We start from the raw sequence: 13,142 nt of genomic DNA, 5'->3' as shown, positions 1-13,142 counted from the left end.
AAAAGCCCCTTTGCACTATTGGCGGTGAGCCGCACCCTCGAACCAGGCAAGCTTGTCGCGTAGCTGCACTACCTCGCCCACGATGACCAACGTCGGCGCCTGCACCTGTTCGCTCGCGACCCGGCCAGGCAGGTCCGCCAGGGTTCCAGTGAATACGCGCTGGTTCGACGTGGTGCCCTGCTGGATCAGCGCAATTGGCGTGTCCCCGCAGCGCCCATGTGCAATTAGTTGCTGGCAGATGACCGGAAGGCCGACTAGCCCCATGTAGAACACCAACGTCTGGCTCGGCGCAACGAGCTCGCCCCATGGAAGATCGCAGCTGCCATCCTTGAGATGCCCGGTGACGAAACGAACCGATTGCGCATGGTCCCGGTGAGTCAGTGGAATGCCGGCATACGCTGCGCAGCCGCTGGCAGCCGTGATGCCAGGCACCACCTGGAAGGGCACAGAGTGTGCCGCCAGCTCCTCGATCTCTTCCCCGCCACGTCCGAAGATGAACGGATCGCCGCCCTTGAGACGCAACACCCGCTTGCCCTCCTTTGCCAGGGAAACTAACAGCTGATTGATTTCCTGCTGCGGTACGGCATGTTCGGCGCGGCGCTTGCCCACGTAAACACGATCGGCGTCACGCCGACAGAGATCCAGAATCGCCGGCGCGACTAACCGGTCGTAAAGAACAACATCGGCTTGCTGCATCAGCCGCAGTGCACGAAACGTGAGCAGATCCGGATCGCCCGGCCCCGCGCCAACCAGATAAACCTCGCCCAGCGTTCTAGGCAAGGCGCCGGCGAGCTTGTCCTCGAGCATGTGCTCGGCTTCTTGCATTTGGCCGGCCAGCGCGCGTTCGGCCACTGGGCCGTCGAACACCTCCTCCCAGAAAACGCGGCGCTGTTGTACGTCCGGCAGGCTTGCCTTGACCTGGGCGCGAAAACGCTTGGCCAGGCCGGCCAGTTGCCCATAGACCGCGGGGATCCAGGTTTCGATACGCGCGCGAATCAGCCGTGCCAGCACGGGCGCATCACCACCGCTGGAGACGGCAATCACCAACGGAGAGCGGTCGACAATGGCGGGAAAGATCACACTGCAGAGCTGAGGAGAATCGACCACATTGACTGGCAGGCTGCGTGACCGGGCTTCCTGGGAAACCCGCGCATTGAGCGCCTCGTCATCGGTCGCGGCGATGGCAAGCACGCAACCATCCAAATCGTTGGTGGCGTAGCCCCGCCTGAGAAGGCGACCACCGCCCCCCTCCACCAGCGCGGCCAGTTGAGGCTCGATCTCCGGAGCGACCACACGCAGCACCGCTCCGGCTTCACTGAGCAGGCGGGCCTTGCGCAGCGCAATTTCTCCGCCGCCGACCACCAGCACGGTCTGGCGCTTGAGGTTATGAAACAGCGGCAGAAAATCCATAGCGAATCCTGTAAACGGGGGTTGGGGCATCACAGCGTCAAACGCCCGCCACGCCCTTGTCGGCAATCAAGGTTGCCGATCTTCGAATCGGCGCGCCTTCAGTGGTCACTCTCGATCCGCATCTCGCCGGTCAGCCAGGTGAGCGGAGCAGCAAACCTGGCAAATCGGGCAGCCTAGCCAATCGGCCAGAAACACATATGTCCAATCAACCGCCGATTACTTCTATGCCGCCCATGTAGGGCTTGAGTACGGCTGGAACCCGAATGGAACCGTCCGCTAGCTGGTAGTTCTCAAGAACGGCAACCAGCGTGCGGCCGACGGCCAGCCCTGAACCATTGAGCGTATGGACGAGCTCGGGCTTGCCCGTTTCAGGGTTGCGGTAGCGCGCCTGCATGCGCCGTGCCTGAAAGTCTCCACAGTTCGAGCAGGACGAAATCTCGCGGTACTTGTCCTGACTGGGTACCCAGACCTCAAGATCATAGGTTTTGGTCGCACCGAACCCCATGTCGCCAGTGCACAGTGCAAGCACCCGATAGGGAAGCTCCAGCGCCTTCAGGACAGCCTCGGCATTGGCCGTGAGGCTTTCCAGGGCTTCGAAGGAGGCACCGGGCTCGACGATCTGCACCATTTCAACTTTGTCGAATTGGTGTTGGCGGATCATGCCCCGGGTGTCGCGACCGGACGCGCCCGCCTCGCTTCGGAAACAGGGCGTATGCGCGACGAACTTGAGCGGGAGCTGTTTCGCATCGAGAATTTCGCCGGCCACGATGTTGGTCAGCGACACTTCGGCAGTCGGGATCAGATAGAGATCGGCTTCATTCTCACGGCTGATTTTGAATAGATCTTCTTCGAACTTCGGCAACTGGCCGGTTCCCTGCAACGCAGGCGCCTGCACCAGATACGGTGTATACGCTTCTTCGTAGCCATGCTCGCGGGTATGCAGGTCGAGCATGAACTGCGCCAGCGCGCGATGCAGGCGTGCAATCGGTCCGCGCATCAAGGCGAAACGGGCACCGGATAGCTTGACGGCCGTCTCGAAATCCAGCCAACCGTGCTGCTCGCCAAGGGCGACATGATCCTTGACGGGGAATTCAAAGGCTTTTGGCTCACCCCAGCGGCGCACCTCAAGGTTGTCGTCTTCGTCTTTGCCTACCGGCACGGATTCATGCGGAAGATTGGGCAGGCTGAGCATCAGCTGGTCCAACTCGTTCTGGATGGCGTCCAGTTCGACCTTGCCCGCCTCTAGCTCGGACCCCATCCGGTCGACATCGGCTAGAAGCGGCGCGATGTCTTCGCCACGCTGCTTTGCCTGCCCGATGGACTTGGAACGGGCGTTGCGCTCGGCCTGCAGCTGCTCGGTACGGGTCTGGACGGTCTTGCGCTGTGCTTCCAGCGCCTCGATACGCGCCACGTCCAACTGGTAGCCGCGAGTAGCCAACCGTTCGGCGACGTCGTGCAGCTGGGTACGGAGCAGTTTCGAATCAAGCATGGTGAGTCTCGTCTGTGAAAGCTTCGATAGGAATTGGCGCAGCGGTTGCGGAGTTTACTTCGATAGCGGCCAGGTTCATAACCTGCCAAGCGCGAGCCCGGCCCAGGCAGCCAGCAGCCCCCCGATTACGCTGACACCGACGTAAGCGACGGCCGTCGCTGCCTGCCCGCTCTCGAACAAGCGCAGGCCATCGAGGGAGAAACTGGAGAACGTCGTCAGCGCGCCGAGCAATCCGACCATCAGGCCGTTACGCAACTCTGGCGACCATTCCGGACGCAGTAGGAAAGTGGCGTAGAGGTAGCCGATGGCGAGGCAACCGACTAGGTTGACTGCCAGCGTCGCAAGGTAGAAATGCCGCGGCCAGCTCGATGCGACCCAAGTCGACACACCAAAGCGGATCAGCGTACCCAGCACACCGCCAGCGACGACTGCGAGCCACATGCGCATCATGGTTTCCTCCGCTGACGTGGGCTCTCGCGATCCAGACGGGCCAGATGATCGAGCTTGTCGCGAATTTTAGCTTCGAGTCCACGCGGGGCGGGCTGATAGTAGCGCCGCGGCTCGACCGCATCCGGGAAATAATCCTCTCCTGCGGCATAGGCATCGGGTTCGTCGTGGGCATAGCGATAGCCATCGCCATAGCCCAAATCCTTCATCAGGCGGGTCGGAGCGTTGCGAAGATGCAACGGCACTTCGGCGGAGCCGTTCTCGGCCACATCACGCCTGGCCGCGTTGAAGGCGCTGTAAACCGCGTTGCTCTTTGGCGCACATGCCAGGTAGATGATTGCCTGCGCGACGGCGAGCTCGCCCTCGGGGCTGCCGAGCCGCTCCTGCACGTCCCACGCCGAGAGGCAAAGGCCAAGCGCGCGAGGGTCAGCGTTACCGACCTCCTCGCTTGCCATGCGCACCACGCGGCGCGCGATGTAGAGCGGATCGCAACCGCCGTCCAGCATGCGTGCGAACCAGTACAGCGACGCATCGGGATTGGAGCCCCGCACGGATTTGTGCAGGGCTGAAATCTGGTCATAAAAGGCTTCGCCACCCTTGTCGAAGCGACGGCGGCTGTCACCCAGGAGATCCTGCAGCAGTTCGGCGCTGATCTCACCGCCTTCTTCGGCAAGATCCGACGCGTTCTCCAACAGATTAAGCAGGCGACGCCCGTCACCATCCGCGGCGGCAAGTAGCATCTGGAAGCTATCTTCCGGAAGACTCAGGCCCAGCTCGCCGAGTCCCCGTGGCTCGCTGAGGGCACGATGGACCAGCTTGCGCATTGCTGCCTCGTCCAGGCTCTTGAGCACGTAGACGCGCGCCCTCGATAAAAGCGCATTGTTGAGTTCGAACGAGGGGTTTTCGGTAGTCGCCCCGATGAAAATCAGCGTGCCGTCTTCGACATAGGGCAGGAAGGCGTCCTGTTGGGACTTGTTGAACCGATGCACCTCATCCACGAACAAGATGGTGCGGCGCCCGTACTGAGCGGCCTGTTGCTTGGCGACCTCGACGGCGTGGCGGATCTCCTTGACACCCGCAAGTACGGCCGAGACGGTTTCGAAATGCGCATCGGATACCTTGGCCAGCAGCTTGGCCAGGGTCGTCTTGCCAACCCCGGGCGGCCCCCAGAAAACCATCGAATGCAGCGCACCCTGCTCCAGCGCTTCACGGAGCGGCTTGCCCCGCGCCAGCAAGTGCTCCTGTCCGACGTAGTCGTCGAGACAGGTAGCACGCAGGCGCGCGGCTAGGGGTTGCGCGACGGGTTCGTGGCTGAACAGGTCCATGAGCGGCCTATGTATGATGCAAACGGCCTGCACAGAGCAGGCCGTATGGGTTGCGAAGGAGCACGATCACTCGGTGATCACATCGGTCCCTTCAGGTATCTCGAACTTGAACTGGTCGGCCTTGATCGGCGCATTCAGCTCGACGCCCTGGAACAGGATATTGGTGCGCTGGCCCACGCCATCGACAAGCTGCATGTCATTGATCACACCGTCACGGAAGGACAATCGCAAGTTATCGAAGAGCGTGTCCTTAGCTTTTGGCGTAAGCGTGAAATCGACCACGCCACCCGCCTCCTTGTGGCTGACATCGAAATTCTCGCTGATGGCCGAAACGTCGCCCGACAATAACAACGCCGGGGTGTGGGTCAAACGCTGATCAAGGGTCTGGATAGTGACCTGCTCAAGATCTGGGTCGTACAGCCAAACCTTCTTGCCGTCGGATACGAGTAACTGCTCCATCGGCTCGTCAGTATGCCAGCGGAACTGGCCCGGACGCTTCAGTGCCATCTCGCCGGAGGTTTCCTGAAGCTGTGTACCGCTGCCATCGAGCGAAAGCTGGGAAAACCGGCCTGTCAGCGTCTCGGCTTTTTGTAGCAGTTCGGTCAAGCGCTTGGTCGACGCCTGGTCGGCATGAGCCGGAGCCAGCGTAAACAGCAAGGCGGACGCAACAAACAAGCGAATCAATTGCATAAGACCTCGGTGCGATTAGTCGCGCATGGGCGGCGGAGCGATTACTTCCCGCGAGCCGTTGGTATTCATGGAAGTCACGACGCCGGCCATCTCCATCGCCTCGATCATGCGGGCCGCACGGTTGTAGCCGATCTTGAGCTTGCGCTGCACAGCAGAAATCGACGCGCGACGGCTTTCGGTCACGAAGCGCACAGCCTCGTCGTACAGCGGATCCTCTTCACTGCCCTCACCGCTGCCGCTTTCACCGCCACCATCGAAGCCGCTGCCAGACTCTTCAGCTCCCGCCAGGATTTCCTCAATGTAGTCAGGCGCGCCTCTCGCCTTCCATGCCTCGACGACGCGATGCACTTCATCGTCGGAGACGAATGCGCCGTGAACACGGATCGGCAGGCCTGTACCCGGTGGTAGGTAGAGCATGTCACCGTGGCCGAGCAACTGCTCGGCGCCGCCCTGGTCAAGGATCGTTCGTGAATCGATCTTGCTCGATACCTGGAAAGCCATGCGCGTCGGAATGTTGGCCTTGATCAGGCCGGTAATGACGTCGACCGATGGACGCTGCGTCGCCAGGATGAGGTGAATACCAGCAGCACGGGCCTTCTGCGCGATCCGCGCAATGAGTTCTTCGACCTTTTTACCGACGATCATCATCATGTCGGCAAACTCATCGACGATTACAACGATGGTTGGCAGCTTCTTCAGCAGCGGCGCCTCGTCGTCCATGCTTTCGCGCCGGTACAACGGATCGGTCAGAGGGGTGCCCGCCTCCTCGGCCTCTTTGACCTTGCGGTTGAATCCCGCGAGGTTACGGACGCCCATGGCCGCCATCAGCTTGTAACGGCGCTCCATCTCGGCGACGCTCCAACGCAACGCGTTGGCCGCCTCTTTCATGTCGGTCACGACCGGGCAAAGCAGGTGCGGAATGCCCTCATAGATCGAGAGCTCGAGCATCTTTGGATCGATCATGATCAGCCGCGCGTCGTCCGGCGTGGATTTGAACAGGATCGACAGAATCATGGCATTGACGCCTACCGACTTACCCGAGCCGGTGGTGCCGGCAACGAGTAAGTGCGGCATCTTCGCCAGATCGGCGATGACGGGCTTGCCACCAATATCGTGGCCCAGCGCAATGGTGACGGGTGACTTGGCGTCGTCGTAGGGTGCAGATGACAGGACTTCGGAGAAGCGCACGATTTGCCGGTCTTCGTTCGGAATCTCGATACCGACCGTGGTCTTGCCCGGTATGACCTCGACGACGCGAACGCTGATGACGGCCAACGAACGAGCCAGGTCTTTCGCCAGGTTGGAGATGCGGCTTACCTTCACCCCTGCCGCCGGCTGGATTTCGAACCGGGTAATGACAGGCCCCGGATGGACGGATTCCACGATCACTTCGACGCCGAATTCCTTCAGCTTGATCTCGAGTAGACGCGACATGGCCTCGAGCGATTCGGGCGAGTACTGCTTCTGCTGCTTTTCCGCGACATCCAGCAAGGACAGCGGTGGCAGACTGCCCTCGATAAGCGGATCGACGAACAGGTTCGCCTGCTTTTCCTTCAGAACACGCTTGCTCTGCTCGACCGGTTTTGGAGGAGGCGCTGGAGGAATGACCGGCGCCGGGCGCTTCTCCCGCTCACTCATGTGTTTGTTAAGCGACTCCTCGCGCTCCAGCAACCGCTCCTTGACACGCGACCGCTCACGCTGATCCGACAGTGACCCAGCGACTTCGTTGACGACCTCATCGGCTTGTCGAAGCTGCGCAACGACTTGCTTGCGCTCGTTCCGTGCCGCCCACCAGCGAGCAAAAAAGCTCTGGATCAACTCGACCAGATCGAGCGTGATCTTGCCCGTAAGGTCCATCACTTTGAACCAGGACAGGTCCGTGAAGACCGTCAGCCCAAACAGGAAGAAAGCCAGCAATAACAAGGTACTGCCTTGGACGTTGAGCGCAGCCTCGGCCAATTGACCGAGGCTTTCACCCAACGCGCCACCCGCGGAGGCCGGCAGGTTATTGGCAAACTGGAAATGAATGTAAGCAAGCGCCGAACCCGATAGGACGAGGAACACCAATCCAATGAGCCGCCAGGAAAATAGCCAGCCATTCCACGTCCACGGTTGATGCCGCGCACGGAACACTTGCAAGGTTTTGATGGCGAGCAACAGCGGAAAGAGGTACGCAAAATAGCCGAGCACCATGAACAGGACGTCCGCGAACCAGGCCCCTGCGCGGCCCGCCGCGTTCTGAACGTGCTGCACATTACTGGTGTGGGTCCAGCCCGGATCGGAGGGATCGTAAGTCAGCAGCGCCATCCAGAGGTAGGCGCACAGTGCGCCAAGCGCGATCAAGGCGCCTTCCTTGAGACGGTAATGCAGTTGCTGACGCCAGACGGAAGCTGGCGCGGTAGATGAGGAATTCTTCAAAACGCTTAATTTCCTGCGCCAGCGGCGCGATCTATGAACCGTATCAGCCAGAACCTGGGCATTGTACGGGTTTGTCGACAGGAAGACATGCCGGTTCCGTGCCGGCTTGGTCTTTTCTGGATGCTTCGGTGTAGCATAAACGCCAGATTTTTCAGCGGGCCTCGACTAGAGCACGCTTCCCTATTGGCAACAAAGACTTATGAGGGCTTTTTATGAACGAAGTCAAGCATTCGCGGCTGATCATCCTCGGCTCGGGCCCGGCCGGGTATACGGCTGCGGTCTATGCGGCCCGTGCGAACCTCAAGCCACTCATGATCACGGGCATTCAGCCGGGCGGCCAACTCACCACTACGACCGAGGTCGACAACTGGCCCGGCGACGTCGAGGGTCTGACCGGCCCCGCGCTGATGGAGCGCATGCAGAAGCACGCCGAGCGCTTCGACACTGAGATCGTCTTCGATCACATCCATACTGCTGATCTTCAACAGCGGCCATTCACGCTGAAGGGCGATAGCGGCGTCTACACCTGCGATGCTCTGATCATCGCCACTGGCGCATCCGCCCAGTACTTGGGCCTCCCGTCCGAGGAAGCCTTTGCCGGCCGAGGTGTTTCTGCATGTGCGACCTGTGACGGCTTCTTCTACCGTAACCAGGTGGTCGCGGTTATCGGCGGCGGCAACACGGCTGTCGAGGAAGCACTGTATCTCTCCAACATCGCCAAGGAAGTCCACCTGGTCCACCGCCGCGACAAGCTGCGCTCGGAGAAAATCCTGCAAGACAAGATCATGGACAAGGCGGCAAGTGGGAACATTCGCCTTCACTGGAACCACACATTGGAGGAAGTGTTGGGCGACGCCAGCGGCGTCACAGGCATACGCCTCAAGAGCACCCTATCGGGCGAGGAGAATACTCTCGACTTGGCGGGTGTCTTCATCGCTATCGGCCACAAACCCAACACCGATCTTTTCCAGGGTCAGCTCGAGATGAAAGATGGCTACCTAAAGGTACGCGGCGGCGGTGAGGGCGACGCAACCTGCACCAGCATTCCGGGCGTTTTTGCCGCAGGCGATGTGGCTGATCATGTCTATCGCCAGGCAATCACCTCGGCGGGGGCAGGCTGCATGGCTGCGCTCGATGCGGAAAAGTATCTCGACCTATGAAGCAGTGAGCGGGCCCTGCCCGCTCCTTTTCGAGCCCTAGCGAATGCTGACATGGTTGCAGCGAGACGATTTGTCCTTCCCCCCCTTGGAAAAGGCCATGCGAGAACCGAACGGCTTGCTAGCTGCCGGCGGCGACCTGTCACCCGCGCGCCTTGTAGCCGCGTATCGGCACGGCTGTTTTCCTTGGTACCAGGATGGGCAACCGATCCTGTGGTGGTCACCAGACCCCCGCACCGTCCTTTTCCCCACTGAACTGCATGTATCGCGCAGCCTGCGCAAGACACTTCGCAAGGGCGATTTCTTGGTAACCCTGGACCGCGCATTCAGCGACGTGATACGCCAATGCGCAGCGCCGCGCGCATATGCCGATGGCACCTGGATCACCTCTGCCATGCAGGCCGCCTACCTCGAGCTGCATGAGCGAGGCCTGGCCCACTCTGTAGAGGTTTGGCAGGAAGAACGGCTGGTCGGCGGCCTCTATGGCCTGGCTATGGGTCAACTATTCTTCGGTGAATCGATGTTCAGCCATACGACCGATGCATCCAAAGTGGGCTTCGTGACATTGGTGGAACGTCTTCAAGACTGGGGATTCAAAATGATGGACTGCCAGATGCACACGCAACACCTAGCCAATTTCGGCGCTCGCTCGATACCTCGCACCGTATTCGCCGAGGCCCTGGCTCGGTACTTGGATGCGCCCAGCTCACCCCGATGGGATTCCTAGTAGAGGGCGCGAGGCTGACCTAAACTGAGTGCATGTTTCCCGAGAGTTGACCATGACTTCACTGGCTCGCCTCAAGTTCTATGCCACGCAACCGCATGCGTGCAGCTACCTGCCCGATGAACAGGCTACGACTCTTTTTCTCGACCCGAGCCAGCCCATGGACGTCCAGGTTTATGCGGAGCTGTCAGAGATTGGCTTCCGGCGCAGCGGCGACCACCTGTACCGCCCTCACTGCCAGCGGTGTACTGCATGCATACCGGCGCGCATCCCGGCCGAGGGCATTCAGCTCAATCGCCAGCAGAAGCGCATACTAAAGCGGAACGCCGACCTCACTGTTACTGCGACGCGCCCGGCGTTCACCGAAGAGTATTACGCGCTATACGCAACTTATATCGAGCAACGCCATGCCGATGGCGACATGTACCCGCCTAGCAGAGATCAATTTCATACGTTTCTCGTACGGGACCTTCCCTTTTCGCGCTTCTATGAGTTCCGCCTTCAGGGACGGCTGCTGGCACTCGCGGTGACCGATGTGCTGCCGAATGGGTTGTCTGCCGTCTACACCTTCTACGATCCACGAGAAGAACGTCGCAGCCTGGGCCGCTTAGCCATTCTCTGGCAAATCAGTGAAGCGTCCCGGTTGGGCTTGAACGCAGTCTATCTGGGCTACTGGATCAAGAATTGCCGGAAAATGAATTACAAGACCGAATATCGGCCGATCGAACTGTTGGTGAATCAACGCTGGATTGTTCTTAGCTGAACCCTTGGCTCAAGAGGCCCTTTCAGGCACAATGCTTGCCGCTTTTACCCAGGCACCCTGGCGCCGGGTCAATTTTTGAATACCGAGGACTTTACTGAATGTCGAAAGAAGACAGCTTCGAAATGGAAGGTACTGTCGTCGACACCCTGCCTAACACCATGTTTCGTGTGGAGTTGGAAAACGGGCACGTCGTTACTGCGCATATTTCTGGAAAAATGCGCAAGAACTACATCCGGATTCTTACCGGTGACAAGGTTCGCGTGGAACTGACACCGTATGACCTGAGCAAGGGTCGCATCACCTACCGCGCCCGCTAAAGGGTCGCGAGAAGAACGCCCGGTCCGACCGGGCTTTTTTGTGCTCAGAGTTAGTTGCATAGACAAAAAAATGCCCGGGCAAGCCGGGCGTTTGTACATCAAGCTGGCTCGTAGTCGTTAAGCCAGCTCGGCAGTCGTTTCGAATTCGAAGAACGGTTCACCGTCACGCACATCGACGTGAACGACACCGCCGTGCTCCGCCAACTCGCCGAAGAGAATTTCCTCAGCTAACGGGCGCTTGATCTTATCCTGGATCAGACGCGCCATGGGGCGAGCGCCCATCTGAACGTCATACCCCCGCTCCGCCAGCCAACTGCGCGCCGCGTCCGTCACCTCGAGCGTGACATGCTTGTCCTCCAGCTGAGCCTGGAGCTCGATGAGGAACTTGTCGACGATGCTCTTGATGACTTCATGGCTGAGCCGGCCGAACTGAATGATCGTGTCCAGGCGGTTCCTGAATTCGGGGGTGAAGCTCTTCTTGATAACCTCCATGGCGTCAGATGCATGGTCCTGATGGGTAAAACCGATCGAAGCACGGGCAGCCGTCTCGGCACCGGCATTAGTGGTCATGATCAGAATGACATTACGGAAGTCAGCCTTGCGGCCGTTGTTATCTGTCAGCGTGCCGTGATCCATCACTTGCAGCAACAAGTTGAAGACCTCGGGATGCGCTTTTTCGATCTCGTCCAGCAGCAGCACACAGTGCGGCTGCTTGGTAATCGCTTCTGTCAGAAGACCACCCTGGTCAAACCCGACATAGCCAGGCGGAGCCCCGATCAAACGAGATACGGTGTGACGCTCCATGTACTCTGACATATCGAAGCGCACCAACTCGATACCCAGGGCCCTGGCCAGCTGCCTGGCCGCTTCCGTCTTGCCAACACCCGTCGGTCCGGCGAACAAGAACGAACCCACCGGCTTATCGGGAGCCTTGAGTCCGGCACGGGATAGCTTGATCGCCGTTGCAAGCGAATCGATTGCATCATCCTGACCGAACACCGTCAGCTTCAGGTCACGTTCGAGATTGCGCAGCAACTCCTTATCCGAAGTGCTGACGTGCTTCGGCGGAATACGCGCGATCTTCGCCACGATATCCTCGACCTGCTCCACGTCGATGCGCGATACACGCTTGTCTTCCGGCTGTAGGCGCTGGAAAGCCCCCGCTTCATCAATGACGTCTATCGCCTTGTCGGGCATGTGGCGATCATTGATATAGCGCGATGCCAGCTCCGCTGCAGCTCGAAGGGACTCGTCGCTGTATTCGATATTGTGGTGCTGTTCGAAGCGCCCTTTGAGACCACGCAAGATTCCGATCGTGTCTTCAACCGATGGCTCCGAGACATCCACCTTCTGGAAGCGCCGAGCCAGCGCACGATCCTTTTCGAATATGCCGCGGAACTCCTGGAAAGTAGTGGACCCTATGCAGCGTATCTCACCCGACGAAAGCAACGGCTTGAGCAGGTTGGACGCATCCATCACGCCACCGGAGGCAGCGCCTGCGCCGATAATGGTATGAATCTCGTCAATGAAGAGCACCGCTTGCGGGCGCTTGCGGAGCTCACCCAGCAGGGCCTTGAACCGTTTTTCAAAATCGCCGCGATATTTGGTTCCGGCGAGTAGAGCGCCCAGGTCGAGCGAGTAAACCACCGCATTGGCGAGTAGTTCGGGAACCTGATTATCGACGATGCGCTTCGCCAAGCCTTCGGCAATGGCTGTTTTGCCGACACCGGCCTCGCCGACCAACAGCGGGTTGTTCTTACGGCGTCGAGCCAATATTTGAGCGACACGCTCAACCTCGTGCTCTCGCCCTACCAGAGGATCGATACGCCCTTGGCGGGCCAACTCGTTCAGGTTGCTCGCATAGGCGTCGAGGGGGTTGCCCGCGGTTGACGCATCACCACCCTCTTCGTCCTGCATGTCCGAATCGCTTTCCGGATTGCCGTTACTGCCTGGAACCTTGGATATTCCGTGAGCAATGAAATTGACGACATCGATTCGCGCGACGTTCTGTTGCTTGAGAAGGAACACCGCCTGACTTTCCTGCTCGCTAAAGATCGCCACGAGCACGTTTGCGCCGGTAACCTCGCGCTTTCCGGAGCTCTGGACATGGAACACAGCCCGTTGAAGCACGCGCTGGAAACCCAACGTCGGCTGGGTCTCACGCTCTTCGTCGTGCTGCGGAATCAATGGAGTGGTGGAGTCGATGAACTCCTGAAGGTCGTGACGGAGCTTGTCCAGGCTGGCACCACAGGCGCGCAGCACCGTTGCGGCGGCCTCGTTGTCAAGCAAGGCCAACAAGAGATGCTCGACCGTCATGAATTCATGACGCTTGGTGCGTGCCTCCTTGAAAGCCAGATTCAGAGTGACTTCGAGCTCACGGTTCAACATAGCTTTCACCTCTT

The 13,142-nt window shown here is 59.7% G+C and carries 11 protein-coding genes; 4 read left to right on the top strand and 7 right to left on the bottom strand.

Annotated features, from left to right (window positions below):
- Window positions 1–15 precede the first annotated feature (15 nt).
- The 6 genes from cysG to ftsK all read right to left on the bottom strand — a co-directional run bounded on the left by cysG (window position 16) and on the right by ftsK (window position 7,830).
- Window positions 16–1,410: a siroheme synthase CysG gene (gene cysG, locus KXR72_RS19465; RefSeq protein ID WP_437422748.1), complete on the bottom strand. Its 1,395-nt coding sequence runs from the start codon at window positions 1,408–1,410 to the stop codon at window positions 16–18.
- Window positions 1,411–1,615: 205 nt separating this feature from the next.
- On the bottom strand, window positions 1,616–2,899 hold the full coding sequence (serS, locus tag KXR72_RS19460) for a serine--tRNA ligase (protein ID WP_437422747.1): 1,284 nt from the start codon (window positions 2,897–2,899) through the stop codon (window positions 1,616–1,618).
- Between the two features lie 75 nt (window positions 2,900–2,974).
- Entirely contained in the window at window positions 2,975–3,349 is a 375-nt protein-coding gene (crcB, locus tag KXR72_RS19455) for a fluoride efflux transporter CrcB (RefSeq protein ID WP_437422746.1), read from the bottom strand.
- The gene (locus KXR72_RS19450; RefSeq protein ID WP_437422745.1) at window positions 3,346–4,671 is read right to left on the bottom strand and encodes a replication-associated recombination protein A; all 1,326 of its coding nucleotides are present in this window, start codon (window positions 4,669–4,671) and stop codon (window positions 3,346–3,348) included. The genes crcB and KXR72_RS19450 overlap by 4 nt, the downstream gene beginning before the upstream one ends.
- 66 nt (window positions 4,672–4,737) lie before the next feature.
- Window positions 4,738–5,361 carry an outer membrane lipoprotein chaperone LolA gene (lolA, locus tag KXR72_RS19445; RefSeq protein WP_437422744.1) on the bottom strand — a complete coding sequence of 208 codons (624 nt, stop codon included), beginning with the start codon at window positions 5,359–5,361 and terminating at the stop codon, window positions 4,738–4,740.
- Window positions 5,362–5,376: 15 nt separating this feature from the next.
- A complete protein-coding gene (gene ftsK / locus KXR72_RS19440; protein WP_437422837.1) occupies window positions 5,377–7,830 on the bottom strand; it encodes a DNA translocase FtsK in 2,454 nt (817 codons plus the stop codon).
- Window positions 7,831–7,991: 161 nt separating this feature from the next.
- Here ftsK and trxB point away from each other — a divergent pair, with 161 nt between their 5' ends.
- From trxB to infA, 4 genes are all read left to right on the top strand, one after another.
- Window positions 7,992–8,939, top strand: a complete 948-nt coding sequence (gene trxB / locus KXR72_RS19435; RefSeq protein WP_437422743.1) for a thioredoxin-disulfide reductase — start codon at window positions 7,992–7,994, stop codon at window positions 8,937–8,939.
- Between the two features lie 43 nt (window positions 8,940–8,982).
- Window positions 8,983–9,663 (top strand): leucyl/phenylalanyl-tRNA--protein transferase, encoded by a 681-nt coding sequence (gene aat, locus KXR72_RS19430; RefSeq protein WP_437422742.1) that lies wholly within the window; start codon window positions 8,983–8,985, stop codon window positions 9,661–9,663.
- Window positions 9,664–9,715: 52 nt separating this feature from the next.
- The gene (locus KXR72_RS19425; protein WP_437422741.1) at window positions 9,716–10,423 is read left to right on the top strand and encodes an arginyltransferase; all 708 of its coding nucleotides are present in this window, start codon (window positions 9,716–9,718) and stop codon (window positions 10,421–10,423) included.
- Window positions 10,424–10,521: 98 nt separating this feature from the next.
- Window positions 10,522–10,740: a translation initiation factor IF-1 gene (gene infA, locus KXR72_RS19420; protein ID WP_002553999.1), complete on the top strand. Its 219-nt coding sequence runs from the start codon at window positions 10,522–10,524 to the stop codon at window positions 10,738–10,740.
- Window positions 10,741–10,857: 117 nt separating this feature from the next.
- On the opposite strand, the gene clpA is transcribed toward infA, so the two are convergent.
- The gene (gene clpA, locus KXR72_RS19415) at window positions 10,858–13,128 is read right to left on the bottom strand and encodes an ATP-dependent Clp protease ATP-binding subunit ClpA (protein WP_437422740.1); all 2,271 of its coding nucleotides are present in this window, start codon (window positions 13,126–13,128) and stop codon (window positions 10,858–10,860) included.
- Between the last annotated feature and the right edge of the window lie 14 nt (window positions 13,129–13,142).

This window comes from Stutzerimonas chloritidismutans, from assembly GCF_051486945.1.
Lineage (GTDB): Bacteria > Pseudomonadota > Gammaproteobacteria > Pseudomonadales > Pseudomonadaceae > Stutzerimonas > Stutzerimonas chloritidismutans_B.
This window is presented reverse-complemented; position numbering and strand designations above follow the sequence as displayed.

Bases quoted from the DNA above. Each gene is read 5' to 3' on its own strand.
- aat (WP_437422742.1), top strand. From the start codon at position 8,983: ATGCTGACATGGTTGCAGCGAGACGATTTGTCCTTCCCCCCCTTGGAA.
- lolA (WP_437422744.1), bottom strand. From the start codon at position 5,361: ATGCAATTGATTCGCTTGTTTGTTGCGTCCGCCTTGCTGTTTACGCTG.
- infA (WP_002553999.1), top strand. From the start codon at position 10,522: ATGTCGAAAGAAGACAGCTTCGAAATGGAAGGTACTGTCGTCGACACC.
- serS (WP_437422747.1), bottom strand. From the start codon at position 2,899: ATGCTTGATTCGAAACTGCTCCGTACCCAGCTGCACGACGTCGCCGAA.
- KXR72_RS19450 (WP_437422745.1), bottom strand. From the start codon at position 4,671: ATGGACCTGTTCAGCCACGAACCCGTCGCGCAACCCCTAGCCGCGCGC.
- crcB (WP_437422746.1), bottom strand. From the start codon at position 3,349: ATGATGCGCATGTGGCTCGCAGTCGTCGCTGGCGGTGTGCTGGGTACG.
- clpA (WP_437422740.1), bottom strand. From the start codon at position 13,128: ATGTTGAACCGTGAGCTCGAAGTCACTCTGAATCTGGCTTTCAAGGAG.
- trxB (WP_437422743.1), top strand. From the start codon at position 7,992: ATGAACGAAGTCAAGCATTCGCGGCTGATCATCCTCGGCTCGGGCCCG.
- KXR72_RS19425 (WP_437422741.1), top strand. From the start codon at position 9,716: ATGACTTCACTGGCTCGCCTCAAGTTCTATGCCACGCAACCGCATGCG.
- cysG (WP_437422748.1), bottom strand. From the start codon at position 1,410: ATGGATTTTCTGCCGCTGTTTCATAACCTCAAGCGCCAGACCGTGCTG.